The 24,932-nt window shown below is 58.0% G+C and carries 27 protein-coding genes; 17 read left to right on the plus strand and 10 right to left on the minus strand.

The window, feature by feature from the left end:
* Positions 1-37 precede the first annotated feature (37 nt).
* The 9 genes from WCX49_RS05030 (at position 38) to WCX49_RS05070 (ending at position 9,519) form a co-directional block, all read left to right on the plus strand.
* Positions 38-1,744 carry a YgiQ family radical SAM protein gene (locus WCX49_RS05030; protein ID WP_345986490.1) on the plus strand — a complete coding sequence of 569 codons (1,707 nt, stop codon included), beginning with the start codon at positions 38-40 and terminating at the stop codon, positions 1,742-1,744.
* 10 nt (positions 1,745-1,754) lie between these two features.
* Positions 1,755-3,287 carry an ATP-binding protein gene (locus WCX49_RS05035; RefSeq protein ID WP_345986491.1) on the plus strand — a complete coding sequence of 511 codons (1,533 nt, stop codon included), beginning with the start codon at positions 1,755-1,757 and terminating at the stop codon, positions 3,285-3,287.
* Between the two features lie 10 nt (positions 3,288-3,297).
* Positions 3,298-5,892 carry a response regulator gene (locus WCX49_RS05040; RefSeq protein WP_345986492.1) on the plus strand — a complete coding sequence of 865 codons (2,595 nt, stop codon included), beginning with the start codon at positions 3,298-3,300 and terminating at the stop codon, positions 5,890-5,892.
* Between the two features lie 35 nt (positions 5,893-5,927).
* Positions 5,928-6,176, plus strand: coding sequence for an RNA-binding S4 domain-containing protein (locus WCX49_RS05045; protein WP_345986493.1), 249 nt, complete (start codon positions 5,928-5,930; stop codon positions 6,174-6,176).
* Positions 6,173-7,159 carry an anthranilate phosphoribosyltransferase gene (gene trpD, locus WCX49_RS05050; RefSeq protein WP_345986494.1) on the plus strand — a complete coding sequence of 329 codons (987 nt, stop codon included), beginning with the start codon at positions 6,173-6,175 and terminating at the stop codon, positions 7,157-7,159. Before WCX49_RS05045 ends, trpD begins: the two co-directional genes overlap by 4 nt.
* Entirely contained in the window at positions 7,156-7,572 is a 417-nt protein-coding gene (gene tsaE, locus WCX49_RS05055; protein ID WP_345986495.1) for a tRNA (adenosine(37)-N6)-threonylcarbamoyltransferase complex ATPase subunit type 1 TsaE, read from the plus strand. The genes trpD and tsaE overlap by 4 nt, the downstream gene beginning before the upstream one ends.
* Positions 7,565-8,287 (plus strand): LPS export ABC transporter ATP-binding protein, encoded by a 723-nt coding sequence (gene lptB / locus WCX49_RS05060; protein WP_345986496.1) that lies wholly within the window; start codon positions 7,565-7,567, stop codon positions 8,285-8,287. The genes tsaE and lptB overlap by 8 nt, the downstream gene beginning before the upstream one ends.
* 122 nt (positions 8,288-8,409) lie before the next feature.
* Positions 8,410-9,135, plus strand: coding sequence for a TIGR02757 family protein (locus tag WCX49_RS05065; RefSeq protein WP_345986497.1), 726 nt, complete (start codon positions 8,410-8,412; stop codon positions 9,133-9,135).
* 90 nt (positions 9,136-9,225) lie between these two features.
* Positions 9,226-9,519 carry a hypothetical protein gene (locus tag WCX49_RS05070; RefSeq protein WP_345986498.1) on the plus strand — a complete coding sequence of 98 codons (294 nt, stop codon included), beginning with the start codon at positions 9,226-9,228 and terminating at the stop codon, positions 9,517-9,519.
* A 30-nt stretch (positions 9,520-9,549) separates the two neighbouring features.
* Here the strand turns inward: WCX49_RS05070 and WCX49_RS05075 are convergent, their stop codons facing one another.
* Positions 9,550-9,750 (minus strand): hypothetical protein, encoded by a 201-nt coding sequence (locus tag WCX49_RS05075; protein WP_345986499.1) that lies wholly within the window; start codon positions 9,748-9,750, stop codon positions 9,550-9,552.
* 141 nt (positions 9,751-9,891) lie between these two features.
* On the opposite strand from WCX49_RS05075, the gene WCX49_RS05080 reads away from it, so the two are divergent.
* From WCX49_RS05080 to lpxD (WCX49_RS05115), 8 genes are all read left to right on the plus strand, one after another.
* Positions 9,892-10,179 carry a hypothetical protein gene (locus WCX49_RS05080; RefSeq protein ID WP_345986500.1) on the plus strand — a complete coding sequence of 96 codons (288 nt, stop codon included), beginning with the start codon at positions 9,892-9,894 and terminating at the stop codon, positions 10,177-10,179.
* Between the two features lie 80 nt (positions 10,180-10,259).
* A complete protein-coding gene (locus WCX49_RS05085; protein ID WP_345986501.1) occupies positions 10,260-10,691 on the plus strand; it encodes a CoA-binding protein in 432 nt (143 codons plus the stop codon).
* A 5-nt stretch (positions 10,692-10,696) separates the two neighbouring features.
* Positions 10,697-11,908, plus strand: coding sequence for a threonine ammonia-lyase (ilvA, locus tag WCX49_RS05090; RefSeq protein ID WP_345986502.1), 1,212 nt, complete (start codon positions 10,697-10,699; stop codon positions 11,906-11,908).
* A gap of 5 nt (positions 11,909-11,913) precedes the next feature.
* Positions 11,914-12,834, plus strand: a complete 921-nt coding sequence (locus tag WCX49_RS05095) for a phosphatase (RefSeq protein ID WP_345986503.1) — start codon at positions 11,914-11,916, stop codon at positions 12,832-12,834.
* 150 nt (positions 12,835-12,984) lie between these two features.
* Positions 12,985-14,679, plus strand: a complete 1,695-nt coding sequence (locus WCX49_RS05100; RefSeq protein WP_345986504.1) for an acetolactate synthase large subunit — start codon at positions 12,985-12,987, stop codon at positions 14,677-14,679.
* Positions 14,676-15,149, plus strand: coding sequence for an acetolactate synthase small subunit (gene ilvN / locus WCX49_RS05105; RefSeq protein WP_345986505.1), 474 nt, complete (start codon positions 14,676-14,678; stop codon positions 15,147-15,149). Before WCX49_RS05100 ends, ilvN begins: the two co-directional genes overlap by 4 nt.
* The gene (lpxD, locus tag WCX49_RS05110) at positions 15,150-16,145 is read left to right on the plus strand and encodes a UDP-3-O-(3-hydroxymyristoyl)glucosamine N-acyltransferase (RefSeq protein ID WP_345986506.1); all 996 of its coding nucleotides are present in this window, start codon (positions 15,150-15,152) and stop codon (positions 16,143-16,145) included.
* A complete protein-coding gene (gene lpxD / locus WCX49_RS05115; RefSeq protein ID WP_345986507.1) occupies positions 16,132-17,082 on the plus strand; it encodes a UDP-3-O-(3-hydroxymyristoyl)glucosamine N-acyltransferase in 951 nt (316 codons plus the stop codon). The genes lpxD (WCX49_RS05110) and lpxD (WCX49_RS05115) overlap by 14 nt, the downstream gene beginning before the upstream one ends.
* Positions 17,083-17,196: 114 nt before the next feature.
* Here lpxD (WCX49_RS05115) and WCX49_RS05120 read toward each other — a convergent pair whose 3' ends face one another.
* From WCX49_RS05120 to WCX49_RS05160, 9 genes are all read right to left on the minus strand, one after another.
* Positions 17,197-18,363 (minus strand): pyridoxal phosphate-dependent aminotransferase, encoded by a 1,167-nt coding sequence (locus tag WCX49_RS05120; RefSeq protein WP_345986508.1) that lies wholly within the window; start codon positions 18,361-18,363, stop codon positions 17,197-17,199.
* A 98-nt stretch (positions 18,364-18,461) separates the two neighbouring features.
* Positions 18,462-18,809 carry a VanZ family protein gene (locus WCX49_RS05125; RefSeq protein WP_345986509.1) on the minus strand — a complete coding sequence of 116 codons (348 nt, stop codon included), beginning with the start codon at positions 18,807-18,809 and terminating at the stop codon, positions 18,462-18,464.
* Positions 18,806-19,504, minus strand: coding sequence for a serine O-acetyltransferase (gene cysE, locus WCX49_RS05130; protein ID WP_345986510.1), 699 nt, complete (start codon positions 19,502-19,504; stop codon positions 18,806-18,808). Before cysE ends, WCX49_RS05125 begins: the two co-directional genes overlap by 4 nt.
* Positions 19,505-19,515: 11 nt before the next feature.
* Positions 19,516-21,348, minus strand: coding sequence for a biosynthetic arginine decarboxylase (speA, locus tag WCX49_RS05135; RefSeq protein ID WP_345986511.1), 1,833 nt, complete (start codon positions 21,346-21,348; stop codon positions 19,516-19,518).
* 16 nt (positions 21,349-21,364) lie between these two features.
* Positions 21,365-22,576 (minus strand): histidine--tRNA ligase, encoded by a 1,212-nt coding sequence (gene hisS, locus WCX49_RS05140; RefSeq protein WP_345986512.1) that lies wholly within the window; start codon positions 22,574-22,576, stop codon positions 21,365-21,367.
* On the minus strand, positions 22,573-23,160 hold the full coding sequence (gene tmk / locus WCX49_RS05145; protein WP_345986513.1) for a dTMP kinase: 588 nt from the start codon (positions 23,158-23,160) through the stop codon (positions 22,573-22,575). Before tmk ends, hisS begins: the two co-directional genes overlap by 4 nt.
* Positions 23,145-23,636 (minus strand): pantetheine-phosphate adenylyltransferase, encoded by a 492-nt coding sequence (gene coaD, locus WCX49_RS05150; RefSeq protein ID WP_345986514.1) that lies wholly within the window; start codon positions 23,634-23,636, stop codon positions 23,145-23,147. Before coaD ends, tmk begins: the two co-directional genes overlap by 16 nt.
* A complete protein-coding gene (locus tag WCX49_RS05155) occupies positions 23,629-24,156 on the minus strand; it encodes a UbiX family flavin prenyltransferase (protein ID WP_345986515.1) in 528 nt (175 codons plus the stop codon). Before WCX49_RS05155 ends, coaD begins: the two co-directional genes overlap by 8 nt.
* Positions 24,157-24,456: 300 nt before the next feature.
* Positions 24,457-24,873: a PAS domain-containing protein gene (locus tag WCX49_RS05160; RefSeq protein ID WP_345986516.1), complete on the minus strand. Its 417-nt coding sequence runs from the start codon at positions 24,871-24,873 to the stop codon at positions 24,457-24,459.
* Between the last annotated feature and the right edge of the window lie 59 nt (positions 24,874-24,932).

A 24,932-nucleotide genomic window follows, 5' to 3' on the forward strand; every position in this document is an offset into this window, starting at 1 on the left:
CGTCCAAGATAACGGTTTTACTGCCAAAGATTTTCTGGTGACGACCCCCGAGGAGATGCAACGCCGCGGATGGGAACAGCTGGACGTCATCCTGGTCAGCGGGGATGCCTATATCGACTCGCCCTTTATCGGCGTGGCGATGGTGGGGCGTATTCTCGAGCGCGAGGGGTACCGGGTCGGCATCATCGGCCAGCCGGACATTGAAAGCGCCGACGACATCGCCCGTCTCGGCGAGCCCCGGCTCTTCTGGGGCGTGAGCGGCGGCAGCGTCGACTCGATGGTCTCCAATTACACGGCGACGAAGAAGTTCCGCAACAGCGACGACTACACACCCGGCGGCAAAAACGACAGGCGTCCCGACCGCGCGACCCTGGTCTATACGAACCTGATCCGCCGCCATTTCAAAAATACGGCCCCGATCGTCCTGGGGGGCATCGAAGCGAGCCTGCGCCGCATCACCCACTACGACTACTGGAGCAACAAGCTGCGTAAACCGATCCTCTTCGATGCCAAAGCGGATTACCTGATCTACGGGATGGGCGAGATCGCGCTGCTGGACCTGGTCCACGCCCTGGAAAAAGGGGAAGAGCCAACGAAGGTGCGCGGGGTCTGTTACGTTTCCAAAACGCCGGAACCCGATTACATTCAGCTTCCCTCCCACGCCGAGTGTCTGAAGGAGAAGGAGCGTTATATCGATATGTTCCAGTACTTTTACGACAACAACGATCCCATCTCCGCCAAAGGGCTCTGCGAGGAGGTCGACGGCCGCTACCTGATCCAGAACCCGCCCTGCGACTACCTCAGCGAGCCGGAGATGGACGGCCTCTCGGCCATGCCATTTACACGGGAACTGCACCCCTTCCACCGGAAAGCGGGGGAGGTGAAGTGCCTCGAGACGATCAAGTTTTCCATCATGACGCACCAGGGGTGCTGGGGGGAATGCAACTTCTGCGCTATCGGCGTGCACCAGGGACGCACCATCCGCACCCGTTCGGAAGCCTCCATCGTCGGCGAGGCGAAGGCCTTCACCGAGTATAAGGATTTCAAGGGGATCATCTCCGACGTCGGCGGGCCGACGGCGAATATGTACGGCTACGAGTGCAACAAGAAGCTCAAACTCGGCACCTGCGACCACCAGCGCTGCGTCGATTCGCGCCACCTCTGTTCGTCGATGAAGGTGGACCACTCCCGCAACATCAACCTCCTGCGTCAGGTGCGTGACGTGCCGGGGATCAAAAAGGCCTTTGTCGCTTCGGGCATCCGGTACGACCTGATCAACGAGGACAAACGCCACGGTTACGACTACCTCAAAGAGCTTGTCCGCCACCATATTTCCGGGCAGATGAAAGTGGCGCCGGAGCACACGCAGCAGCATGTTCTGGACCTCATGGGCAAGCCGGGGAAACAGACGCTGATCGATTTTAAAAAGCTTTATGATAAACTTAACGCAGATGAGGGGAAAAAGCAGTTTTTAACGTACTATCTTATTGCGGCACATCCGGGCTGTACCGAAGCGGACATGCATGAGCTCAAGCGCTTTACGTCCGAAGAGCTCAAGATGAATCCGGAGCAGGCACAGGTGTTCACGCCGACGCCGGGGACGTGGTCGTCGGTGATGTATTACACGGAGCTGGATCCGGTGACGCGCAAACGTATCTTTGTTGAGAAAGATACGCGCCGTAAAGAGAAACAAAAAGAGATAGTCGTCAAAAAGCAGCAGTTTAGGAGCGGTTTCGCCAGTTAAAGGAGTCCAATTGGCACTATTTGGAAAGCTATTCAAGAAAAAAGAGACGTCGAGGCCCCAGGAGATCGCCTCGGTCGAGGAGGTTGAACTTCAAGACGCTCCGTTCAACCTCAATGATACCCTGCGCGATGTCGCGAATATCCTCTCCCTCGATGCGCAGGAGAAGCGCATCTCCATTGTCTACCGCATGAAAAAGAACGTCCCTTCCGCCGTGATCGGTGACCGTTACAAGCTCTCCCGTCTTTTGACCGACATTATCGGGAATGCCATCGATTTCACCGACAAACGTGAAGACGTGGTCGTGCAGATCAGCCGGAATGAAAACAATGAAGAGGCTCTGGAGCTTCATTTCGAAGTGATCGACTACGGCGTCGGCATGGACGAAACCGTGGTGGAAAAGCGGCTGATGCCGATGCTGACCAGCGACAGCCCGGCGGGCGCGTTCGAGATCCGAGGCAGCGGGCTGCAGCGCGCGCGGGATATCGTGCATGCGATGCAGGGGAGTATCCGTCTGACCAGCCGGCCGAAAAAAGGGACGCGTGTCAACTTCCACCTGCTGCTCTCCGCCGAAGACCTTACGGAGAAACGGCACTACCGTCTGCCCAATAAAGAGGGAGTCGGGCGCTCGACCCTGGTCGTTGATAACGATATCGGCAGTGCGAAAGCGGTCGTTCCGATGCTGGAGTATTTCCGTCATGACGTCACCGTCGGTAAAACCGCCGACCTGGCGTTCATGGAGTCGTACGACATCGTCATGGTCTCCTCCGAGTACTGGAGTGACGAACTGCATGCGGATATCCAGAAGCTGGGAGAAGCGTGTCCCAAAATCGTCATGATCGAAAGCATGATCAAACACCAGGATGTCGAGGACCGTGCCCTGGAGTACGTCGACTGGTTGATCTACAAGCCTTTCACCCAGCAGTTCGTTTTCGAAATGCTGGTCGCCCTCTACTCCGATGCCCTTGGCACCGAAGCGGAAGAAGAAACCGAGGCGGAAACGGAAACGGCCGAACCTGCGGCGGAAGCAGCGGCACCGGAAGCGCCCGTCGAGGAGACGGTGCCGGCGGTAGCCGAACCGGCCAAAACAAAAGTGCTATCAACCGTTGAAGCTTTCCTCAGCGGAAGGGCGCTTGAGAGCCGGGGTGCCGGGGAGAAGAACGAACACGGTGTCTTCTGCAAATCGTCCCATCAGTTCTTCGTTGCCGCGGACGGCCTGGCCAACTGCGGCAACGATTACGCCTCCTTCGTCGAGAAGCTTAAAGAGGCGATCTGGAAATATGTCAAGGCGGACCGCGTGATCATAGGAATGATCGACCAGGGGCAGCTTGGCGAGGCTGCGGAGTACTGTTCCAAGATGAAGCAGCCCCTCGCCGAGCTCGGCGTCTACAAGCTCGCCTGCCTGGCGGACCTGCTCGAAGAAGCGTGCCGGGAGTGGCGGGCCGAGGACATCACCGCGTTGGCGAATGCCATTGGGTTCATTCTCAAACAGACGATTGCGTCGCTTGATCAGTTCATCGAGCAATCGAAATACAAAATCCGTTAGGGGGTAGCGGATGCATATTGTACGTTTGATTACGGTGGCGATGATCGCCGCCGCATCGCTCGCCGTCATGGCAGCGGAACCCTATATGAACATCGTTGTCGCCGCGGGCAACAGCAAGTCGGAAATGGACATCTATGTCCATACCCTGCAACGGAAATTTGCCGAAGACCCCTATGTGGTCAAAGCGCAGGCCCGTGAGCATTTCGAGGTTGTCAGCCGCCGTTCGGGGCGCCACTATATCACCAGTATCGAGCCGATCCGCGACAGCGAAGTCGTTTCCAAAATGCTGGAAAAGACCCACCGCTACTTCCCGGATGCCTACGTCTATACCCACCGCGGGGACGAAGCGGCGGCATCCGAACCGGAACCGAAAGTGGAGGTGCGAACGGTCTACGTTCCGGCCGAACCGGAAGTGAAGACCGTCTATATCCCGGCGGAGCCGGAGGTAAAGACCGTCTATGTCGACAGGCCTGCAAAAGGGATCGCGTCCGAGAAGATACTGATCGCACTGGCGGTATTGGTACTGCTCCTGTTCCTGCTCGTCGTCTTCAGCCTGTATCAGAGGTACAAGCTCTTCAAGATCAGCAAAGTGCTCAAAAAAGAGCACGAGGATCTTGAACAAATGCTCGAGCACCAGGAAGATATCATGGTCAACGTCGGTGAGAAGATCCGGCAGCCGGCCAAGGAGATCGGCAGCAGCAGCGAAAAGATCCTGCAGACGAAACTCGACCCGGAGCAGAGCCGCGAGCTTGAAAAAATCAAGCACTCCGATGAACTGCTCCTGGACATTACCAATGACCTGATCGACTTTCTGAACCTCAAGTCCAACAAGGTCAATCTGCGCCATGAGCTGTTCAACATCAACAACGTCCTCGACGAGATGGCGGGGACGGTCAGTAACCGTGCGCGCGGCAGCAACATCGAATTCATCTTTGACATCGAGAAGGGGGTCCCTGCCAAATTCATCGGGGATTCGCTGCGGCTGGGGCAGGTGCTTACCAACCTGATGAGCAACGCCATGAAGTTCACCGTGGACGGGGAGGTGCGGCTGCATATCCGCCGCCTGGAGGACAAGGGCGGGAAGGTGATGCTCGAGTTCGTCATCTCCGACACGGGCGTCGGTATCGATCCGAAGCGTTTCAACGACATCTTCGAGCCCTTCTCATCGGCCAACGATCTCAAAGAGACGGGCCTGGGGCTCTACATCTCCCGTGCACTGATCGATATGATGGGCGGTTCCATCGAGATCAAAAGCGTCATGAACAAGGGAAGCGACTTTATTCTGACGATCCCGTTCGATGTGCCTGACGTCAATGAAAAACGCCACTACCGTCTCCCGGCCAAGGCCTTTACGGGGCACAGCTTCGTGATCGTCGAGGTCCAGCCGACGGCGGCGGACGCGCTCAAAAAGATGCTGGAGTACTTCAAAAACGACGTCAGCGTCCGCTCGCTGGGGGCGATCCGCAACAAAAGCGATATCCTCTTCGAAAGCGAAGTCGTCATTATCGCCGAGGATGCTTTCACGCCGGACGTGCAGGCCCTGATCAAGCGGGTTAAGAGTGAAACGAACAACAAGGTCGTCCTGGCGGGGAGTATGATCAACGAACCGCATGATGTTTCGTCGCTCAAATCGCTCATCGACGCACGCATCATGAAACCGCTGAACCTGCAGCGTATCTACGACCTGATCGTCGACCTTTTCGAAGACAGTATCAAAGAGGTCGATACCGAGAACGTGACGCCGCGGCACACGTCGCCGAAGGCGTTTACGGAACCGCAGCATTACGAGGATGTCCCGGAAACACCGAACATCACGAAACAGAGTTTCGGCGTCTTCGCCGGGGCGTCCGTCCTGATCGTTGAAGACAACCTGATCAACCAGAAGGTCCTGCTGAGCCTCTTCAACGGCAGCGGCATCAAGGTGACCGTCGCCGGTGACGGCGTGGAAGCGCTCGAAGCGGTGCAGAATCCGAAGAACCGTTTCGACCTGGTCCTCATGGATATCAACATGCCGGTCATGGACGGCTACGAGGCGACGCGCCATATCCGTGCCGACGCACAATACGATGATATGCCGATCGTCTCGCTGACCGGTCTCGGGCTGCCCGAAGAGATCGCGAAGATGTACGCGATCGGCATGAACGCCCACCTGACCAAACCGGTGCAGGTCGGACGGCTCTACACGGTGTTCAGCCGCTTTATCAAGTCGGTTGCGCCGACCGTCAAGAAGGCACAGTCGCCGCTCAAGGAGACGCCGTTCGTCAACACGGAAGTCCTGGCGGCGAAGGACGGTCTGATGCGTGCCAGCGGGGATGCGGAGCTTTACGGCGAAATCCTCGAAGAGTACGTCAAGCTCTACGCCAGTGCCGACCAGACGCTGGAGATCTTCATGAAGACCGGGAATACGGACGCCGCCAAAAAACTGGCGCACGATATCAAAGGGGTCAGCGCGAACATCGGTGCGAACCACATGGTACAGGTGTGCGAGGCCCTGAACGTCGGTCTGTCACGGAACTTGGAGAACAGCAAGCTGCAGGCGTTGAAGCATGAATTCGACCGCCATCTGCATGATGTCCTGAAAGAGGCGAGAAAGTATCTGCCGTAACGGCGGATTTAGTAATCATTCCCTACAATTACCGCATGAGAATAGACAAATTTCTGAATGCGGTCAATATCACGAAGCGCCGCACCGTGGCGCAGGACATGCTCGCCAACGGGGTCGTCAGCATCAACGGCCAGAGCGTCAAGCCGAGCAAGAACGTCGCGGTGGGGGATGTCATCGCCATCGCCTACCTCAAGGGCGAGAAGCGCTACGAAGTGCTGCAGATCCCGACCACGAAATCCACGCCCAAATCGATGCAAAGCGAATACGTAAAGGAACTGAATTGACCTACAGCGAAGCCAAGGCCGCCTTTGAACGCCTTTTCCGGCATGAGATGAACGATGCGCAGATGCGCGATTTCCTGCTCTCCATGAAACTGGACGAGACGATGCCGGTCGAGGTGCTGGCCGCTGCGGCGTCCGTCATGCGCGCCAACGCCATCGCCCTGCCGGTGGACGAAACGCTGCGCCCGGAGCTGATCGATATCGTCGGCACCGGCGGGGACAAGATCGGCAGTTTCAATATCTCTTCGACGGTGGCGCTGCTCTGCGCCTCGATGGGCTCCTACGTCGCCAAGCACGGCAGCCGTTCCGTCACCTCCAAATCCGGTAGCGCCGATATGTTCGAAGCGCTGGGCGTGCGCCTGGACCTGAGCATCGAACAGAGCGCGCGCCTGCTCGAGGAGACGGGCTTTACTTTCATGTTCGCCCAGAACCACCACCCGGCCATGAAGTTCATTATGCCGGTGCGCAAAAGCATCCCCGAAAAGACGATCTTCAATGTCCTTGGCCCGTTGACGAACCCCGCCGGCGTCGGGAAGATCATGCTCGGCGTCTTCGATAAAAGTTTCGTGCCGAAGATCGCGGAGGCGCTGATGATCAACGAGGTGAAGTCGGCGATCGTCGTCAGTTCGAAAGAGCGGATGGACGAGATCAGTATCTCCGATATCACCTACGCGGCCCGCGTCGATGCCGGCGGCATGACGGAGTACGAGATTGATCCGGCCGGTTACGGCATCGCACGCCAGCCGCTCGAAGCGATCGTCGGCGGCGACGGGGAAGCGAACGCCGCGATCCTGCGGAACATCTTCGACAACCGTGCCAGCGACGCGCAGCGCGATATTGTCCGTATCAACGCGGCCAACGCTTTTATCGTCGACGGGAAGGCTCGGGATATCCAGGAGGGGCTTGAGATGGCTGACGAGGGGCTGCGAAGCGGCCGGGCGAAGGCCAAGCTGGCGCAGATCATCGAGGTCTCTTCGAAACTGTGAGACAGCTCAAATGCGGCCGGGAGGATCTGGACCGGGTGGTCGGCGCCATGATGGACGCGCTGCCGCGGGGCGGGGTCGTCATCCTGCAGGGCGACCTCGCCAGCGGCAAGACGACGCTGACCCAGGCTGCGGCACGCCACCTTAACATCGACGAACCGGTGACGTCGCCGACCTTTTCGCTGCAGCAGTGCTACGGCGACCAGATGTTCCACTACGACATCTACAACCACGGCATCGAGCACTTCCTGGCCCTGGGCCTTCTTGAAGAGCTGGAGAAACCGGGCTACCATTTCATCGAATGGGGAGATGAGACCCTCATCGAGATGCTGAAAATGGCGGAGATCCCCGCCATTGTGATTGAAATCGAAAAATGTGCGCCCGACGCACGCTGTTACAAGGTATACCATGCATAAACTGAGTGCCCAGGAGTTGGTCAAAACGATCAAACAGACCGAAATCGTCCGCGGGGTCTCCCTGGAGGTCAATACCGGGGAGGTCGTCGGCCTGCTCGGCCCCAACGGCGCCGGAAAAACGACGACGTTCTACATGATCTGCGGGCTTGTCGAAGCGACGGGGGGCGAGGTTTTCATCGACGAGAAGAATATCTCCGGCTACCCGATGCATGCCCGCGCCCGGTCGGGGATAGGGTACCTGCCGCAGGAAGCCTCCATCTTCAAGGACCTCACCGTCGAAGAGAACCTTATGGTCGCGGCGCAGGCGGTCATCAGCAACAAAAAAGAGCAGCTCGACCGTATCGAGGAGATGCTCGATATCTTCAACATCGAACCGATCCGCTACCGCAAGGGGATCAGCCTCTCGGGCGGGGAGCGGCGCCGCGCCGAGATCGCCCGTGCCCTGGTAGCCCGTCCGCGCTTTTTGTTGCTGGACGAACCTTTTGCGGGGGTCGACCCGCTCGCCGTCCTCGATATCCAGAAAGTCGTCGAACAGCTGGTCAAGCACGACATCGGCGTGCTGATCACCGACCACAACGTCCGCGAGACCCTCGATGTCTGCGACCGCGCCTACGTCATCAAGAGCGGCACGCTGCTCGCGTCGGGTACGAGCGCCGAGATCATGGTCAACGAGGACGTCCGGCGGCACTACCTTGGCGAGTCCTTTAAATTTTAACGCCATTGGAGCAAAAGCTCCCATGCCTACGTTAACACTAGGTTTGCTTCAGCAGCAGGCTCACGCGCAGGTAAACCGCGCTTTTTTCTTTTCCAATGAACGAGTATGATCTAAAAACACTTTTGGATACGGAGATGCGGCAGCGCAACCATGCGCTGGAGATCTCCTACGAGCGGCCCGACCCCATCCTTGTCGCACAGCGTTATAAAGAACCCTACAGTGCACTCGTATGCGCGCTTTTCGCCTACGGACGCGCCGACCTGATCGTCCGTTTCCTCGACCGCCTCGAGTTTGCCCTGCTCGACGCCGAAGAAGCCGTGATCCGGAGCGCATTCGAGGGGTATTACTACCGTTTCCAGAACCGCGCCGATATCACCGAGTTCTTTATCACCCTGCGGCGTCTGAAGCTCGAAACGGACATGGAAGCGCTCTTTACGGATGCATATGGGCGGAACCGTTCCGTCATTGACGGTCTGAATGCCCTGATTTCCGCCATGCGGGGGCTGAACGATTATGAGAGCCGCGGCTACCGGTTCCTTGTCGGCAGCGAAGTGACGAAGTACAGGGGCGGCGCGCCGATGAAACGGTGGCTGATGTTCCTGCGCTGGATGGTGCGCAGCGACGCCATAGACTTCGGGCTCTGGGAAGGCGTCGACACGGCCGACCTGCTGATGCCCCTCGATACCCACACTTTCAGCGTTTCCCGCCGCCTGGGGCTTCTGCAGCGGAAAACCTACGACCTCCAATCCGTCGTGGAGCTGACGCAAACCCTTAAAACCTTCGACCCCGCCGACCCGGTCAAGTACGATTTCGCCCTCTACCGGCTCGGCCAGGAAAAAGTACTCTGAGGACGGGGTAGAGCCGGGTATCGGTACAAGAGTGCATCTGAAATAAAAAAACGCTACGATGCGACAATAGATCCCTCAACGGAGAGTCCAATGTCAGAAAAACAGTATCTCTACGCCATCTCGGTGGTGGCGATGAAAAACCAGGCCGTCAACAATCAGCTGGTCAGCGGATTGGCGGACAAACGCCATATCCTCGGGGACGCCAATGCGATTGTCTGGCAGTTCGATGCCGCGTACAGCGATGCCGTCGTCTTGATCAGCTGTAATGTCAGTGATACGGGTCCCGGCGGAATGGGATATCAGTTTACGCTTAAATACACCCAGGGACGTCTGGAACAGTGTGTCGGCGATCTTGTGAACAAATTGGAAGAGCTATTGGGTTGATACTGCCGCCGTGCCGCGGCAGAGGGAGTGTCAGGCCGCTTTTTTGACCGCTTTTTTCGCCGCTTTTTTCGCGACTTTGACCTTTGAAGGTTTCTCTTTCAGGACGATCTTTGTCACTTTCTTCGCCACTTTCTTTGCGGCTTTTTTCTTTAGAACGTTGTTCGCAACGGCCTTTTTTGTCGCCTTTTTCGCCACTTTTGCTACCGCTTTTTTCTTCAGGACTTTTGCCATTCTTTTCTCCCTATGGTGTGGTTTTATCACTAGTAAATAGTAATAAATTATTACCATAGTACATGTTAAATAGATTTATGTCAATAATATAAGGTGTAAAGAAATAAAATAATGCAAAATAAGGGACCGGGAGGGGGCGTCATGACCTTTATCGAGTTCAAAAAACTCCTGCTGGATGCGGAGATTACGCTGCCGAAATTCAGCAAACTGATCAAAGTGAGCGAAAAGAACCTGCAGTCGTACAAGAAAAAGGGCGAAGTGCCCAATACGATTGCCGTCATCGCCGCCTGTTTTGCCGAGATGAAGAAAAACGGCATGGCGTACATACCCGTGGTGGAAACGCTGGCGCTGCAGGCCAAAACAAAAAAAGGGGCGGGGTTCGCCAAAAAGAAAAAGGGGGATGAACCTGCGTCGAAAACGACGGAGTGACGCTGCGCTGCGGCAGGGGAGCACCCCTTTACCGAAGGGGGCGGGAGAAAGTGCTATAATTCCCGAAAAAAAGGAACGATATGGAGTGCGAATTTCCGACGGTCAATGCCAACAGCGATGAGATCAAGGCGATGTTTGAAGCGACGAAGACGATCGCCGTTCTGGGGCTCTCCCCGGACGAGAGCAAGGACAGCCACCGTGTAGCGAAATACCTCAAAGAGGCAGGCTTCAAGATCGTCCCGGTGTACCCGAAAGAGGATGAGATCCTCGGTGAAAAGGTTTACCGCTCCCTGGCCGAGATCCCCTTCCCGGTCGATATGGTCGATATCTTCCGCAAGCCGGCGGCCCTGGATGCCGTCGCGGATGCCTGCATCGCGCGCGGCGACGTGAAGTTTTTCTGGGCGCAAAAAGGGATCGTCAATAACGCTGCAGCCGAAAAAGCGGAGCAGGCGGGCATGAAAGTCGTCCAGAACCACTGTACGATGGTCGAACACCGCCACCTTCTGGGGTAACGCCGTTGTTCCCTTTCAGCAAGATCGAACAGGCTGCCGAACGCATCGGCGGCGTCGTGACGAAAACTCCCTACGCCTTTGCACCTTATCTCAGTGAAATGAGCGGCTGCGAGGTCTACCTCAAGAAGGAGAACCTCCAGATTACGGGTGCGTTTAAGATCCGCGGGGCTTACAACAAGATTGCGTCGCTGAGCGACGCGGAACGCGCGCGCGGCGTGGTCGCGGCGAGTGCAGGCAACCATGCCCAGGGGGTCGCCTACTCCGCGGCGCAGTTCGGGATCCGTGCCGTGATCGTCATGCCCGAATCCACGCCGCTTACGAAGGTGGACGGTGTACGCTATTACGGGGCGGAAGTCATCCTGCACGGCAACAACTACGATGAAGCCTATGCCCATGCCGTCGCGTACGGTACGGAGCACGGACTGGAGTTCGTCCACCCCTTCGAAGATGATGAGGTCATTGCGGGGCAGGGGACGATAGGCATGGAGCTGCTCGCATCGGGTGAACGCCCCGATGCGGTGGTCGTTCCTGTCGGCGGCGGCGGGCTCATCAGCGGCGTTGCCGCCGCGATCAAGCATCTTGACCCCTCCATTGAGGTGATCGGCGTGAGTGCGACCGGTGCCCCGGCCATGCGCCAGTCCTTTGAAGCAAAACGGCCCATCGATACGACCTCCGTGCGTACCATCGCCGACGGAATCGCCGTACGCGACACGTCGCCGAAAACACTGGATTACATCCTGGAGAGCGTCGATCGCTTTATCGGTGTCGATGATGAGGAGATCGCCAATGCGATCCTCTTCCTGCTGGAGAAACAGAAGCTCTCGGTCGAAGGGGCGGGAGCGGTCGGCGTTGCGGCGCTGCTGCATAAAAAACTGCCGCACCTCGTCGGAAAAAAAGTGGCCGTCGTGCTCTCCGGCGGGAACGTGGACGTTACGCTGCTCTCCGTTATTATCGAGAAGGGTCTGCTCAAATCCTTCCGGAAAATGAAGCTGACCGTCACGCTGGTTGACCGCCCGGGCTCTTTGATGCAGCTGACCGAGCTGCTCAAATCGCTCAATGCGAATATCGTTCACATTGCGTATGACCGCACCTCGACGGACCTTGATTACGGGGATGCCAACGTGACGATCCACCTGGAGACCAAAGGCGAGGCGCACCAGAACCAGATCCGCGACCTCTTGCACCGTCACGGTTACCTGAGTCAGGAAGGGCACTGACCTCTATGGCCAACGTCGTTGCGATCGACCTGGGGTCGAATACCTGCCGCGCTATCGAGTATGACTGCGCGACGGGCACCTTCGGCCGCCAAAGCGAACGGATCGTCAAGACCGCCGACCGGATGCATGAGACGGGGCGGATCGACGACGGGGCAGTCGCACGGGTCATCGAGGCGCTCAAAGAAACGGATGCCCTGTTCGACCTGGAAAAGACACCTTACCGCGCCGTGACGACCGCAGCCATGCGTATGGCGCAGAACAGCGATGAAGTGCTTGAACGGATTGCGGATGAGACCGGGGTCCGGTTTGAGATTATCGACGGCGACCGGGAGGCTTTTTATGCGCTGAAGGCAGCCCGCGCTCGTCTGGCGCAGCTCGGCATCTCCTCGGAATCGCTCTGTATGATCGACATCGGCGGCGGCTCGACCGAGGTGATCTTCTACCAAAACGGGGAGACGGTTTCAAAGAGTTTCCCTATCGGTATCGTGACCGTGGCCCAGCAGTGCGAAGACCCCGAGGAGATCAGGACCTTTGTGCAGCTGCAGCTGCTGCGTGAAGTGTACATCTTCGTCGATACCTACATCATCACCAAAGGGCGTCCTCTCACCTTCGTCATGACGGCTGGGACCCCGACGACGATTGCGGCGTTCCTGCAGGGAATGACCTACGACAGCTACGACCCGGCCAAGATCAACGGCTACAGACTCAGCAGGCCCGATTGCGAAAAGGCGCTGAAAGAGCTGCTGGCACTGGACGAGATGACGCGCACGCTGTATGTCGGTGTGGGACGCGAAGCGCTGATCGTGGCGGGGATCGTCATCGTCGAACTTTTTTACGAAGTGCTCGACTACAATGACGCAGTCGTGATCGACGACGGGGTCCGTGAAGGGGTCGCGATCGCCTTTTGCGAAGAGGCACGCGGCTAAATCCCCCATTCCCCTGTCTTTCAGCGAAAAACTTACCCCTGTTTAACGATTAATCGACTATAATTACCCCATTTTTATCTGATTTAGATAGAGTCTCGGAACCGATAGAACACTGTGCTATCTACGAGACGTTTTTACGAGGAGAAAGCCATGCAGATGAGTGGCGCACAGATGGTCATTGAGGCACTGAAACACGAAGGGGTCGATACCGTATTCGGTTACCCCGGCGGTGCCATTATGAACGTCTATGACGAGATATACAAACAAGATGATTTCCAACACATCCTGACCCGGCACGAGCAGGCGGCCGTGCATGCGGCAGAAGGGTATGCGAAGGTTACCGGCAAGGTCGGCGTGGCGATGGTCACTTCCGGTCCGGGCTTTACCAACGCCGTGACGGGAATCGCCGATGCGTATATGGACTCCATCCCCCTCGTCGTTATCAGCGGGCAGGTCCCGATGTCCCTGATCGGGACGGATGCCTTCCAGGAGATCGATTCCGTCGGGATCAGCCGCTCCTGTACGAAGCACAACTACCTGGTTACCGACGCGGCAGACCTGCCGCGGGTCCTGAAAGAGGCGTTCTACCTCGCTGCGACGGGGCGTCCCGGCCCGGTCCACGTCGACATCCCCAAGGATGTCACGGCCCAGATCGCCGAGTTTGACTACAGCCGCCCGGTGGAGATGGAGACCTATAAGCCGACCACCAAGGGCAATGCCCGCCAGATCAAGAAGGCGATCGATGCGATCGCCGCGGCCAAACGCCCGCTGCTTTACCTCGGCGGCGGTATCATCAGCGCTAATGCGGCGGAAGAAGTCCGTGCCTTCGCGAAACTGACGGGCATTCCGGCGGTTGAAACCTTCATGGCCCGCGGCACGATGGGCGCAGACAACCCGCTGGTGATCTCCATGCTGGGCATGCACGGCTCCTATGCCGCGAACATGGCAATGAGCGAGACCGACCTGGTCATCGGCCTGGGCGCACGTTTCGATGACCGTGTTACCGGGAAACTGAGTGAGTTCGCGAAGAATGCCGACGTCATCCATGTCGACATCGACCCGGCGAGCATCTCCAAGCTGGTCAATGCGGAGTACCCGATCGTCGGTGACGTCAAGTACGTCGTCGAGGAGATGACCGCCCTGGCACAAGGGAAGATCGACGCGGAACGCTTCGCCCCCTGGCTGGAGACGATCGAGCACTTCAACAAACTGCATCCGCTGGGCTACGACGAGGAACCCGGTGTTATCAAGCCGCAGTGGGTCATCGAACGCATCGGTCAGCTGCTGGGTGAAAAGGCGAATATCAGTACCGATGTCGGCCAGCACCAGATGTGGACGGCCCAGTTCTATCCCTTTTCGCGTCCGCGCCAGTTCATCAGTTCCGGCGGTCTGGGAACGATGGGCTTCGGTTTCCCGGCGGCGATGGGGGTCAAGCGCGGTGATATGGAGCGCGTCAGCATCAACGTCACGGGTGACGGTTCGATCCTGATGAATATCCAGGAGCTGATGACGTCGGTCGAATACAAACTGCCGGTCATAAACGTTATTCTGAACAACCACTTCCTGGGGATGGTCCGCCAGTGGCAGACACTGTTCTATGACAAGCGCTACTCTGAGACGGACCTCTCCATGCAGCCCAACTGGGTCGGGCTCGTCGAGAGCTTCGGCGGGGTCGGCTATAACGTCGAGACGAAAGAGGAGTTTGACGCCGCGCTCAAAGACGCCGTCGAGAAGAACGTCGTTGCCATGATCAACGTCAACGTTTCACGTTTCGAGAACGTTCTGCCGATGGTCCCGGCCGGCGGTTCGCTGTTCAATATGATGTTGGAATACAAGGATAAATGATGGAGAATGAAAGAAGAGTCGTTTCGGTCATCTTACAGAACGAGGCGAGCGCGCTCTCGCGGATCACGGACCTCTTTTCGGCCCGTGGCTACAATATCGAGTCGCTGACCGTCGCACCGATCCCGGAATCGAAATATTCGCGCCTCACCATCGCGACCTCCGGCTCCGTCCGGGTGATCGAACAGATTACGAAGCAGCTGCACAAGCTCATCCCGGTCCTGCGGGTCTATGAACATGCCGATCTCGTCGAGAAAGAGATGGCGATGGTCAAGTTCCCGATCACGGAGAACCTCTCCGACATCGAGACGCTGAGCAAGGCTTACAACGGCAAGATCGTCAACGTCGGCAACGACATGATCATCGCGATGGTCGCCGATGAGCCCAAGCGCGTTTCGCACTACCTCGAAGCCGTCAAGCGTTTCAACCCCAAAGAGATTGTCCGCAGCGGTACCGTGGCACTGGAGCGCTAGGTGCGACTCTCTCTGATCGCGGAAGCACTCGGTACGGCGCTGCCGGGTGAAGAGCGCGAGATCCGTGCTATGAATACGCTGGCGGATGCGTCGGCAGAAGAACTCTCCTACCTTTCAGACAACCGTTACATCAACTCCCTGAAAATGACAAAGGCCGCAGCGGTGCTGGTCAAAGCGGATGCCGTCGATGCCGTTCCGGAGCACTGCGTCGCGCTTGTGTGCGAGGATGTCTCTCTTTGCATGGCGAAGGCGACATCCCTCTTTACTCCGCCGCTGATCGACCACGATGCCGCCGAACCGCTTATCGGAGCGGAGAGCTTTATCGACCCGCGTGCCAATCTCGAGAAGGGGGCCGTGATCGGCAGCGGTGTCACGGTGATGGCCGGTGCCTATGTCGGTTCGGGCGCCGTCATCGGTGATGATACGGTGATTTTCCCCAATGCGACGATCTACCGCGACTGCCGGATCGGGGCACGCTGCCGCATTCACGGCGGAACGACCATCGGTGCGGACGGCTTCGGTTATGCGCATACGGCGCAGGGCGAACACGTCAAGATCTATCAAAACGGCAATGTCATCATCGAAGACGACGTCGAAATCGGCGCGAACTGTTCGATTGACCGGGCACTCTTCAACTCCACCGTCATCCGCCGCGGTGCGAAGATCGACAACAACGTGCACATCGGCCACAACTGTGATATCGGAGAGCACTGTATCTTCGTCGCGCAGGTCGGCGTCGGCGGTTCGACGCATCTGGGACGCAACTGTGTCGTCAGCGGCCAGACGGCATTCTCGGATCACCTGGAGATCGCCCCGTTTACAACGTTTACCGCGCGTTCCGGCGTGACGAAATCCATCAAGGAGAGCGGCAAGATCTTCAGTGGCTACCCGCTGATGGAACACCGCCTCTGGAGCCGGCTGCAAAGCCGGCTGTCAAAGCTGGCCAAAGAGGGGATCAGCACAAAAAAGCGAGTCAAAACCCATGAAGTTGAGTGAAATCTGCGAAAAACTTGGCATTGCATACAACGGTGAGGAGCGGGAGATCGCGGGTCTCAATGCGCTGCAGGAGGCGGGGCAGGATGAAGTGAGCTTTCTGGAGAACCCGAAATACGCTTCACAGCTCTCCGCCACGAATGCCGCGGCCGTACTGGTGACGGCGTCCATGGCGCAGCAGTTGCCGGCACACTCTATCCCCCTGATCGTCGACGAACCCTATATCGTACTGGCGAAAGCCTCTGCCTTTTTCGCACCCCAGCGCCTTGAACACGATCTGCCGGAGACCGCCGTCGGCGAAGGGACGGTGATCGAGGAGGGTGCCTTTGTTGCCAAGGGAAGCCGTATCGGAGCGAACTGCCATATCATGCCCGGTGTCTTTATCGGAAACAATGTCACCATCGGCGACAACACGATCCTTTACCCCAATGTCACGGTCTACCGCGACTGTGTGATCGGCCGCGACTGCATTATCCATGCGGGGACGGTGATCGGCAGCGACGGCTTCGGCTTCGCGACGACCAAGCTGGGCGAGCACATCAAGATCTATCAAAACGGGAACGTCGTCATCGAAGATGATGTCGAGATCGGCTCCAACACGACCATCGACCGTGCCGTCTTCAAGAGTACGGTGATCAAAAAAGGGGTACGGATCGACAACCTGGTGCAGGTCGGGCACAACTGTGTCATCGGCGAATTCAGCGTCCTGGTCTCGCAGGTGGGGCTTGCCGGCTCCTCCCGCCTGGGACGCAACGTCGTCATGGGCGGCCAGAGCGCAACGGCCGGCCACCTCTCCATTGCACCGTTTACGACGATCGCCGCGCGCGGCGGCGTGACGAAGAACGTCGACAAAGGCGGTGTCTACGGCGGGTTCCCGCTGATGGAACACAAGCTCTGGCTGAAACTCCAGGGCAAACTCGCACGTCTGCTCAAAGCGTAACTAAACGCCGCTTTTCTGCACGGCGGTGCAGCACAATCTCTTTTTCTTTTTTTGTAAATTTTCGGAGTGGAATAGATGAGGGCGGGGCGGCGCAAAGCGCCATCCCCGTAAGCATCAGTAGGCTTTGACGAAGTCGGCGATCCGCGCGATGCCTTCGCGGATGTTTTCGATGTCGGTGGCAAAACTGAAGCGGAAGTAGCCGTCCATGCCGAAGCCAAGTCCCGGTACGACCGCGACCTCTTTCTCTGCGAGCAGGCGTTTGCAGAAGGTCATGGAGTCTTCAGTGATCTCTTTGATGTTGACGAAGAGGTAAAAGGCACCGTCCGGCGAGAGTACGGAGAGGCCGTCGATGGCGTTGAAGCGTTCGACCGCTTCGTCGCGGCGTGCCATGAAAGCCTGGCGCATCATCTCGATCTCATCATCCGCAGAGCCGTCGAGGCCCTTGATGGCGGCGTACTGGGTGATGGAATTGATGTTGGATGTACTCTGGCTCTGCAGGTCTTTGGTCGCTTTGATCATTTTGGCATCTGCGGAAGCCATGTAGCCGAAACGCCACCCCGTCATCGCAACGGATTTGCTCAGCCCGTTGATGGTAACGGTACGCTTGAACATGTCGTCGCTGATAGACGCGGCGGAGGTGAACTCCCCTTTGTAGACGAGTTTTTCGTACATCTCATCGCTGGCGACGATGATGCCGGTGCCTTTGAGGACTTCTGCCAGTGCTTCGAGCTCCGCTTTGGAGTAGACGGCGCCCGTCGGGTTCGACGGCGTGGTGAGGATCAGCATCTTTGTTTTCGGTGTGATGGCATCTTGGAGCTGCTGCGGCGTGATCTTGAAGCCGCTGGCATCGTCGGTCAGGATCTCGACCGGGGTACCGCCGCAGTACTTGACCAGTTCCGGGTAGGTGACCCAGTAAGGTGCGGGGATGATGACCTCGTCACCCTCCTGTACCGTGGCCGAAAAGAGGTTGAAGAGTGAATGCTTGGCACCGTTGTTGACGATGACCTGGTTCATCTCGTAGTGCAGGCCGTTGTCGCGTTTCAGCTTCTCGATGACCGCCTTTTTAAGTTCCGGGATGCCGTCAACGGCCGTATAGCGGGTTTTGTCGCTTTCGATGGCGGCGATTGCGGCATCTTTGATGACACGGGGCGTACCGAAGTCCGGTTCGCCGGCGGAGAAACTCAGCACGTCTTTACCCTGCGCGCGCAGTTCCTGCGCGAGTGCGGTGACGGCGATCGTGATCGATTCGGAGAGAACGTTTACTCTATCGGTCAGTTGCATTCTAGGCCTTTTGGCGGGAAATATCCCTAGTGTTAAATCCTGAAATTATACCACTATAAGGATTAGGGCAGTGTTGAAAAGGAATGTCAGGCGGAAATTTAGGCGCAGCGTGTTCTGAAACGGCAGGCAATGCGGTGAAGCAGCACCGCGGCGGCTACGGCAGCCGCATCGACGGCAAGATCCGAAAGCGATGCGTAACGGTTCGGCAGGAAGGCCTGGACGATTTCGATGAGGAGCCCATAGGCGAGCAGGACGGCGCTGCGAAGACGCCAGGAGAGCGCGGGGTAGGAAAAAAGGTGGAGCATATAGAGGGTGAAAAAGGCGGCAAAGTGGTTGAGAATATCACTGAAAGAAGCGAGTTTCGGCAGCGGGTCGTAGCTGGGGATAAAGGCGAGGATCGAAATGGCGAGGAGTGCGGCGGCGAAGAGAAGCTTCGCGGCGGTCATTTCATCGCTTTGAGGAAGGAGTCGTAGATATTCTCCAGTTCGAGATCCTGCTCGAGGATTTCGGCATTGTCCTGCATCAGGATGTGCTCGAGGACGGCCACACGCTTGAGCAGGTACTCGAAGAGTTCCTTGTCGATGTCGGGAAGCTTGTTGTGGCTGAGCGGGTCCTTGTCGCGCCCCTTTTCGATGATCCGCGCCGGGATACCGACGGCGGTGGAGTTGTCCGGGACCGGTTTGACGACGACCGAGTTGGAACCGATCTTGGCATTTTCACCGATAATGATGTCGCCGAGCACCTTGGCACCTGCGCCGATAACGGCATGGCTTCTGATCGTCGGGTGGCGTTTGCCGGGGGTGAGGCTCACCCCGCCGAGCGTCACGCCCTGGTAGACGAGGACATCGTCTTCGATAATACAGGTCTCGCCGATGACGACGCCGATGCCGTGGTCGATAAAGAAGCGGCGCCCGATCGTGGCCCCCGGGTGGATGTCGATGTTGGTCAGAACCTGGTTGATCGCCATGATGAAGCGTGCGGTGCGGCGGAAACCGTTTCGGTAGAAGCGGTTGGCGATCCGGTACCAGGTGACCGCCCAGATACCGGGGTAGTTGAAAAAGAGTTCGAAGCGGCTTCGGATGGCAGGGTCGTTATGGTAGACGTTGACAAAATCTTCTTTGATTTCAGCAAATAGGCCCACCGGTAACCCCTCTATTTTGTCGTACGCAAATAGCCGTTTTGCGCCAGGAAGTGTTTGAGTGTGGAAAGTGTATCACGGTTTCCTTCCTTTGTCCTAAATTCGGATTCGGCAATCCGCGTTTCAAGTTGTTTTAATACGGTGGCCGGGTCGTACTCGAGGTTGTCGAGGATCTCAAGGATGTCCTCGGCCTCGTCGAGGTTGGTGAAGCGGTAGCCGTCGTCGTCGATCAGGACCGTTGCCTCGCTGGGGTGGCTGAAAAGGTTGTGATGCATGCCGAGGGTCTCCTGGTAGGCACCGACGTTGAAAAAGCCCAGGAAGTACTCTTCGACGTCGAGGTCCACGTCGTGCAGGTAGAGCGGCGCTTTGGGGTCAAAACCGATCTCCCCGTCGCTGTCGCAGGTGATATCCCACAGGGATGCCGCCCGGATGGCCGGCTGTTCCAGGCGGTCCAGCGGCATCACGGGGAAGTGCTGTTTGAGGCCCCAGTAGTCCGGCATGCTCTGGAAAAAGGAGCTGTTGACGAGGTAGCGTTCCTGCAGCCGCTCCTGCAGCCGTTCGATCTCGGGGAGCTGGTTGCTCTGTTTGAGGTAGAGGGCCTTCTTGATAATGAGGTGCACCAGGGTCTCCGCGTTGGAGCGGTCCTGCAGGTCGATGTAGCCCAGCTCGAACAGCTTGAGCAGGGATTCGAGGTGGTCGAGGGCGTCGTGGAGGTACTCGATACTGTTGCCGGAGGTGAGCATGTTGTTGAGTTCGAGCAGCTCCTCGATCAGGGGCGGGTTGACCTCTTTGAGCTTGAGGGAGCGCTCCTGGTAGTCGTGGGAGAAGAGCTCAAGGACCGGCGTGACGAGGACGGCGTGCGACGCGGTAATGAAGCGGCCCGATTCGGTTACGATGTTGGGGTGTTCGACCCCCTTGTCATTCATGATCCCGCCGAGCAGGAAGACGACGTCGTTGGCGAACTCTTTGAGGCTGTAGTTGCGGACCCGCTGTGACGGGTGCTGGGCATACTCGACGGAGAGGCCGCCGCCGATGTTGATGGCGCGCAGGGCATCGGCCCCCATCCGTTTGAGTTCGGCGTAGATATTCCCCGCTTCGCGCAGGGCGCGTTTGAGCGGGGCGATCTCATCCATCTGCGAGCCGATATGGAAGTGCAGCATCGTGAAGCGGTCGAGCAGGTTATGGCGTGTGAGCAGCTCAAAGGCTTCAAGCAGTTCCGTGGAGGTGAGGCCGAACTTGGCCTGCATCCCGCCGCTTTTCGCCCAGATACCGCTGCCGCCGCTGTGCAGGCGGATACGGATGCCGATGTTCGGGACGCGGAAGGAGGTGTTCTCGGCGACTTCGATGATCGATTCGAGTTCGCCGATCCCTTCGATGGTCAGGGTGATGTTGTGGCCCATCTGCGCCGCCAGGAAGCCCATGGTGATCATCTCGACATCTTTGAAGCCGTTGACGGTAATCGGCGAGCCTGTCGGGGTGTTGGCCATGGCCAGGATCAGTTCCGCCTTGGAACCGGCCTCGAGACCGTACTGGTGATCCCGGCCCGCTTCCACGATGGACTTGACGACCTCCGGGTACTGGTTGACCTTCAGCGGATAGACGGCTTTGAAGCGCCCATGGTAGTGGTTTTCCTCGATGGCGCGGTTGAAGTGGCCGTAGAGGGCATCGATCTGCTTGGAAATAAGGTGGGGGAACCGGAGAATCACGGGTCCGGTAATCTCTTCCGAACGGATTTGCTTGATAATATCGATCAGCGCGGGTGAGCTCTTGTAGTTGATGTGGGCTCTGCCGTCGCGGATAATGAAGTTGTGGTCACCCCAGATATCGAGTCCGTAGGGCTGTTGCATGTTTGTGCTTCCTGAATTAGAGTTGATCGGCCGCTATTACCGATTCGGTTTTGGTGTCGAGGTCTTTGATCCAGACGTTCCCCGCCGCACGTTCGTTCTCGCCGATAACGACACAGTAGCGAGCATTGATACGGTCGGCCCCCTTGAGGTGGGCCTTGAGGCTTTTGGGCGCGTATTCGACGACGACAGTGTTGTCAGCGCGTTTCACCCGGGCGAGTTGCATGATCGGGGAGAGGGACTCCGCATCCATTGCCCCCATGTAATAGCCGTCGCGGACCGTTTCGGGCATTTTGATCAGTTCGAGCAGACGTTCGATCCCGATGGCGAAGCCGACGGCCGGGGTCGCGCGGCCGTCGAGGAACTCGACGAGGCGGTCGTAGCGCCCCCCGCCGGCCACGGCGCTCTGCGCGCCGATCTCGTCGCTGACGAATTCGAAGGCGGTCTTGGAGTAGTAGTCCAGGCCGCGTACCAGGTGGGTGTCGACTTCATAGGCGATCCCGCCTTCGTCGAGCAGCTGTTTCAGCGTCGCAAAGTCGCTGTCGCACGCTTCGCAGAGGTTGTCCATCAGCTTCGGGGCGTCCTTGTAGAGGATCTGGCAGCTTTCATTCTTGCAGTCGAGCACGCGGATGGGGTTGGTCGCCTTGCGGCGGGCGCAATCCTCGCAGATATGCTCCTCGTGCTTGTCGAGAAAACCGACGAGCTTTTCACGGTACTGCGGCATACAGTGCTGGTCGCCGAGGGAGTTGATCTTCAACCGGAAAGCGATGCCCAGCGCGGCGAGGATGTCCGCGACCATCGTAATGATCGTGACGTCTTCGTAAACCGAATCGACGCCGAAGCTTTCGCACCCGAACTGGTGGAATTCACGCAGGCGCCCTTTCTGGGGGCGTTCGTACCGGAACATCGGCCCGTGGTAGAAGAAACGCTGGATCCCCCCGGCACGGTCGAGCTTGTTCTGCACAAAAGCGCGGACCACCCCGGCGGTTCCTTCGGGACGGAGGCAGACGTCGTTGTCGCCCTTGTCGACGAACTGGTACATCTCCTTGCCGACGATATCGCTGGACTCGCCGACGGAGCGTTTGAAGAGCGCCGTCTCCTCGAGCAGCGGCGTTTCGACATAGCTGAAGCCGTAGCGCCGGGCGATGGCCGTCGCTGTTTGTAAAAAGTATTCAAACCGCACGTTGTCCGGCGGCAGAATGTCATTCATACCACGCAGGGAACGAATCATGACTCTCCTTTGGTGATGATAATTTCTTGAATCTGTTCGGTGATCGTATCGACGTCCAGCCCGGCATCGATGACGAGGGTCGGGATGCCCAGCAGCCGGGCGGCGCGCTCCAGTTCATCCTGAATGGCCAGCAGGTACTCGGTGCCCCGGGACTCGATGGTGTCGTGGGCCTTGCCGGCAAGGCGGCGCATCAGCTCCGTCTCCTCCAGTTTCAGGATCACGGCGAAGTCGGGCAGGACTCCGCCCGTGGCGAAGCGGTTCAGGCGCAGCAGCTCGTCGGGCTCGAAGGCCTGCTTGACCATGGCGTAGGCCATCCCCGAAACGACGGAACGGTCCGAGATGATCAGTTCGGAGCGGTGCGGGAGGATGACTTCCTCGATATGCTCGCTGCGGTCGGCCAGGAAGAGCAGCATCTCCGCGCGTTCGGAGCGTACGCCCGTCTCCAGGATCAGCTCCCTGATCCGCTCCCCGGCAGCGGTGCCGCCGGGCTCCTTGGTAAAGCAGGCCTCGGGGAAAAGTGCCCGCAGGGCCTCCATCTGGGTGGACTTCCCGGCGGTGTCAATCCCCTCTAGGACAAGGTACATGAGTCCATCCCCCGGATGATGGCTTCGACCTCCGCGGGCAGCAGGTGCTCCGTCTTGCCGTTGAAGGTGAGCAGGTTGCGCACGATGGAAGAGCTGACGAAGGCGTTGCGCAGGCTCGGCATCAGGTAGACCGTTTCGACGTTCGCGTCAAGCGAATGGTTCAGGTAGCCCAGCTGCAATTCGTATTCGAAATCGCTCACGGCACGCAGGCCGCGGATGAGGATGTCGGCACCGTATTCGCGGGCCAGGTCGATGGTGAGGTTGTCAAAACCGATCACCTCCACGTGCTGCAGCCCTCCTACGGCGGCATTGGCCATGCTGACGCGCTCGTCGAGGGTAAACATCGGCTTTTTGGTGTGCGACTCGGCCACGGCGACGATGACCCGGTCGAAAAGTTTGAGCGCCCGTGCGATGATGTCGTAGTGCCCGTTGGTGATGGGGTCGAAGGTCCCCGGATAGAGTGCTGTTTTAATCATCGCTCCCCCAGCGCTTGTAAAGATTGTTCTCAATCCCGATCAGGTCGAACCATTTGCCGATCATGAAATCTTCCATGGCATCGAGGCTCTCCTGCTGCGAATAATACGCCAGGACCGGCGGGGCGATAAAGACGCCCAGGGTGGCCAGTTTGTGCATGTTCTCCAGGGCAATGGCCGAGAAGGGCATCTCCCGCGGGGCGAGCAGCAGGGTCTTGTGCTCTTTGATCATGACCGCAGCCGCCCGCGTGGTGAGGTTGTCCGCAATGCCGACGGCCACCTTGGCCAGGGTGTTCATGCTGCAGGGGATGATCATCATCGCGTCCGCGCCGAAGGAGCCGGAGGCCAGCGGCGCGGCGATGTCATCCGCATCGTGGAGCGTGACATCCTGCTCGTGGCGGAACACCGTTCTGGCGTTTTCGGAGACGATAAGGTGCTTCTGGACATGGTCCGGAAGGGCACGGAGGGTTTTGAGTCCCAGGGAGGCCCCGCTTGCACCGCTGATGGCTATGATGATCTTCATGCACGCTCGCAAATTAAAATGGGTGCTATTTTACCACGTGGGGACTTAGGTTGCATAGGGTGCCGGAAATATGGGGAAGAAAGAGGGAAGAAGGACCGAAGTCTCCTTCCGTCTCTGAACGAAACTTGAACATGCGGACCGGCGCGGTCCGCAACGTGGTTGAAACCAAGGTAAAACATTTACCCTGCCTCCACTCTAGCAGAGCAAACTTGGTGTTATCCTTAAAGTGCCCGCAATACAGGGGCAGAAAGGCGAAAGTGCTCCGCAGCGTTGCGATAACGTTTGTTAGCGAAGCGGCGCCTACTTCTCTTTGGCGATCAGGTCGTGGTACTGCTTGATGACGGTTTTGAGCTTGTCGCGGTCCGGCATCTTGCGCGAAGCGATGTAACCGATGATATTGCCCGCCTCATCTTTTTTCGGCACGATCGTTACGACGACCCAGTAGTACTTTCCGTCTTTGCGGAGGTTTTTGACATACCCTTCCCAGGTCTTGCCCTCTTTGATCAGTTTCCACATCCCCTCGAACGCCGCTTTGGGCATATCGGGATGGCGCAGAAGGCTGTGGGGCTGCCCCACGGCCTCCTCTTTGGAATAGCCTGTCATCTCTACAAATTTACGGTTGACGAAGGTGATGACTCCTTTGAGATCGGTCTCGGAGATCAGGCTTCTGCCGTCGAAAAGTACTTCTTCATCGATAGGTTTCGGTCGTTTGATCATATAGTGTCTCTTTTGAATGATGGCGCAGTCCGTCCATCAGTTTTTCACATTATAGCGTG

This window comes from Sulfurimonas sp. HSL-1656 (assembly GCF_039645585.1).
In the GTDB taxonomy this organism is placed as follows: domain Bacteria; phylum Campylobacterota; class Campylobacteria; order Campylobacterales; family Sulfurimonadaceae; genus Thiomicrolovo; species Thiomicrolovo subterrani.

Excerpts from the sequence above, each read along its gene's own strand:
- WCX49_RS05160 (WP_345986516.1), bottom strand. The coding sequence starts at position 24,873 with ATGATCAAACGACCGAAACCTATCGATGAAGAAGTACTTTTCGACGGC.
- WCX49_RS05085 (WP_345986501.1), top strand. The coding sequence starts at position 10,260 with ATGGAGTGCGAATTTCCGACGGTCAATGCCAACAGCGATGAGATCAAG.
- coaD (WP_345986514.1), bottom strand. The coding sequence starts at position 23,636 with ATGATTAAAACAGCACTCTATCCGGGGACCTTCGACCCCATCACCAAC.
- hisS (WP_345986512.1), bottom strand. The coding sequence starts at position 22,576 with ATGATTCGTTCCCTGCGTGGTATGAATGACATTCTGCCGCCGGACAAC.
- WCX49_RS05100 (WP_345986504.1), top strand. The coding sequence starts at position 12,985 with ATGCAGATGAGTGGCGCACAGATGGTCATTGAGGCACTGAAACACGAA.
- WCX49_RS05155 (WP_345986515.1), bottom strand. The coding sequence starts at position 24,156 with ATGAAGATCATCATAGCCATCAGCGGTGCAAGCGGGGCCTCCCTGGGA.
- WCX49_RS05045 (WP_345986493.1), top strand. The coding sequence starts at position 5,928 with ATGAGAATAGACAAATTTCTGAATGCGGTCAATATCACGAAGCGCCGC.
- WCX49_RS05125 (WP_345986509.1), bottom strand. The coding sequence starts at position 18,809 with ATGACCGCCGCGAAGCTTCTCTTCGCCGCCGCACTCCTCGCCATTTCG.
- tmk (WP_345986513.1), bottom strand. The coding sequence starts at position 23,160 with ATGTACCTTGTCCTAGAGGGGATTGACACCGCCGGGAAGTCCACCCAG.
- ilvN (WP_345986505.1), top strand. The coding sequence starts at position 14,676 with ATGATGGAGAATGAAAGAAGAGTCGTTTCGGTCATCTTACAGAACGAG.
- WCX49_RS05080 (WP_345986500.1), top strand. The coding sequence starts at position 9,892 with ATGACCTTTATCGAGTTCAAAAAACTCCTGCTGGATGCGGAGATTACG.
- WCX49_RS05075 (WP_345986499.1), bottom strand. The coding sequence starts at position 9,750 with ATGGCAAAAGTCCTGAAGAAAAAAGCGGTAGCAAAAGTGGCGAAAAAG.
- WCX49_RS05070 (WP_345986498.1), top strand. The coding sequence starts at position 9,226 with ATGTCAGAAAAACAGTATCTCTACGCCATCTCGGTGGTGGCGATGAAA.
- lpxD (WP_345986507.1), top strand. The coding sequence starts at position 16,132 with ATGAAGTTGAGTGAAATCTGCGAAAAACTTGGCATTGCATACAACGGT.
- WCX49_RS05120 (WP_345986508.1), bottom strand. The coding sequence starts at position 18,363 with ATGCAACTGACCGATAGAGTAAACGTTCTCTCCGAATCGATCACGATC.
- WCX49_RS05095 (WP_345986503.1), top strand. The coding sequence starts at position 11,914 with ATGGCCAACGTCGTTGCGATCGACCTGGGGTCGAATACCTGCCGCGCT.
- lptB (WP_345986496.1), top strand. The coding sequence starts at position 7,565 with ATGCATAAACTGAGTGCCCAGGAGTTGGTCAAAACGATCAAACAGACC.
- WCX49_RS05040 (WP_345986492.1), top strand. The coding sequence starts at position 3,298 with ATGCATATTGTACGTTTGATTACGGTGGCGATGATCGCCGCCGCATCG.
- speA (WP_345986511.1), bottom strand. The coding sequence starts at position 21,348 with ATGCAACAGCCCTACGGACTCGATATCTGGGGTGACCACAACTTCATT.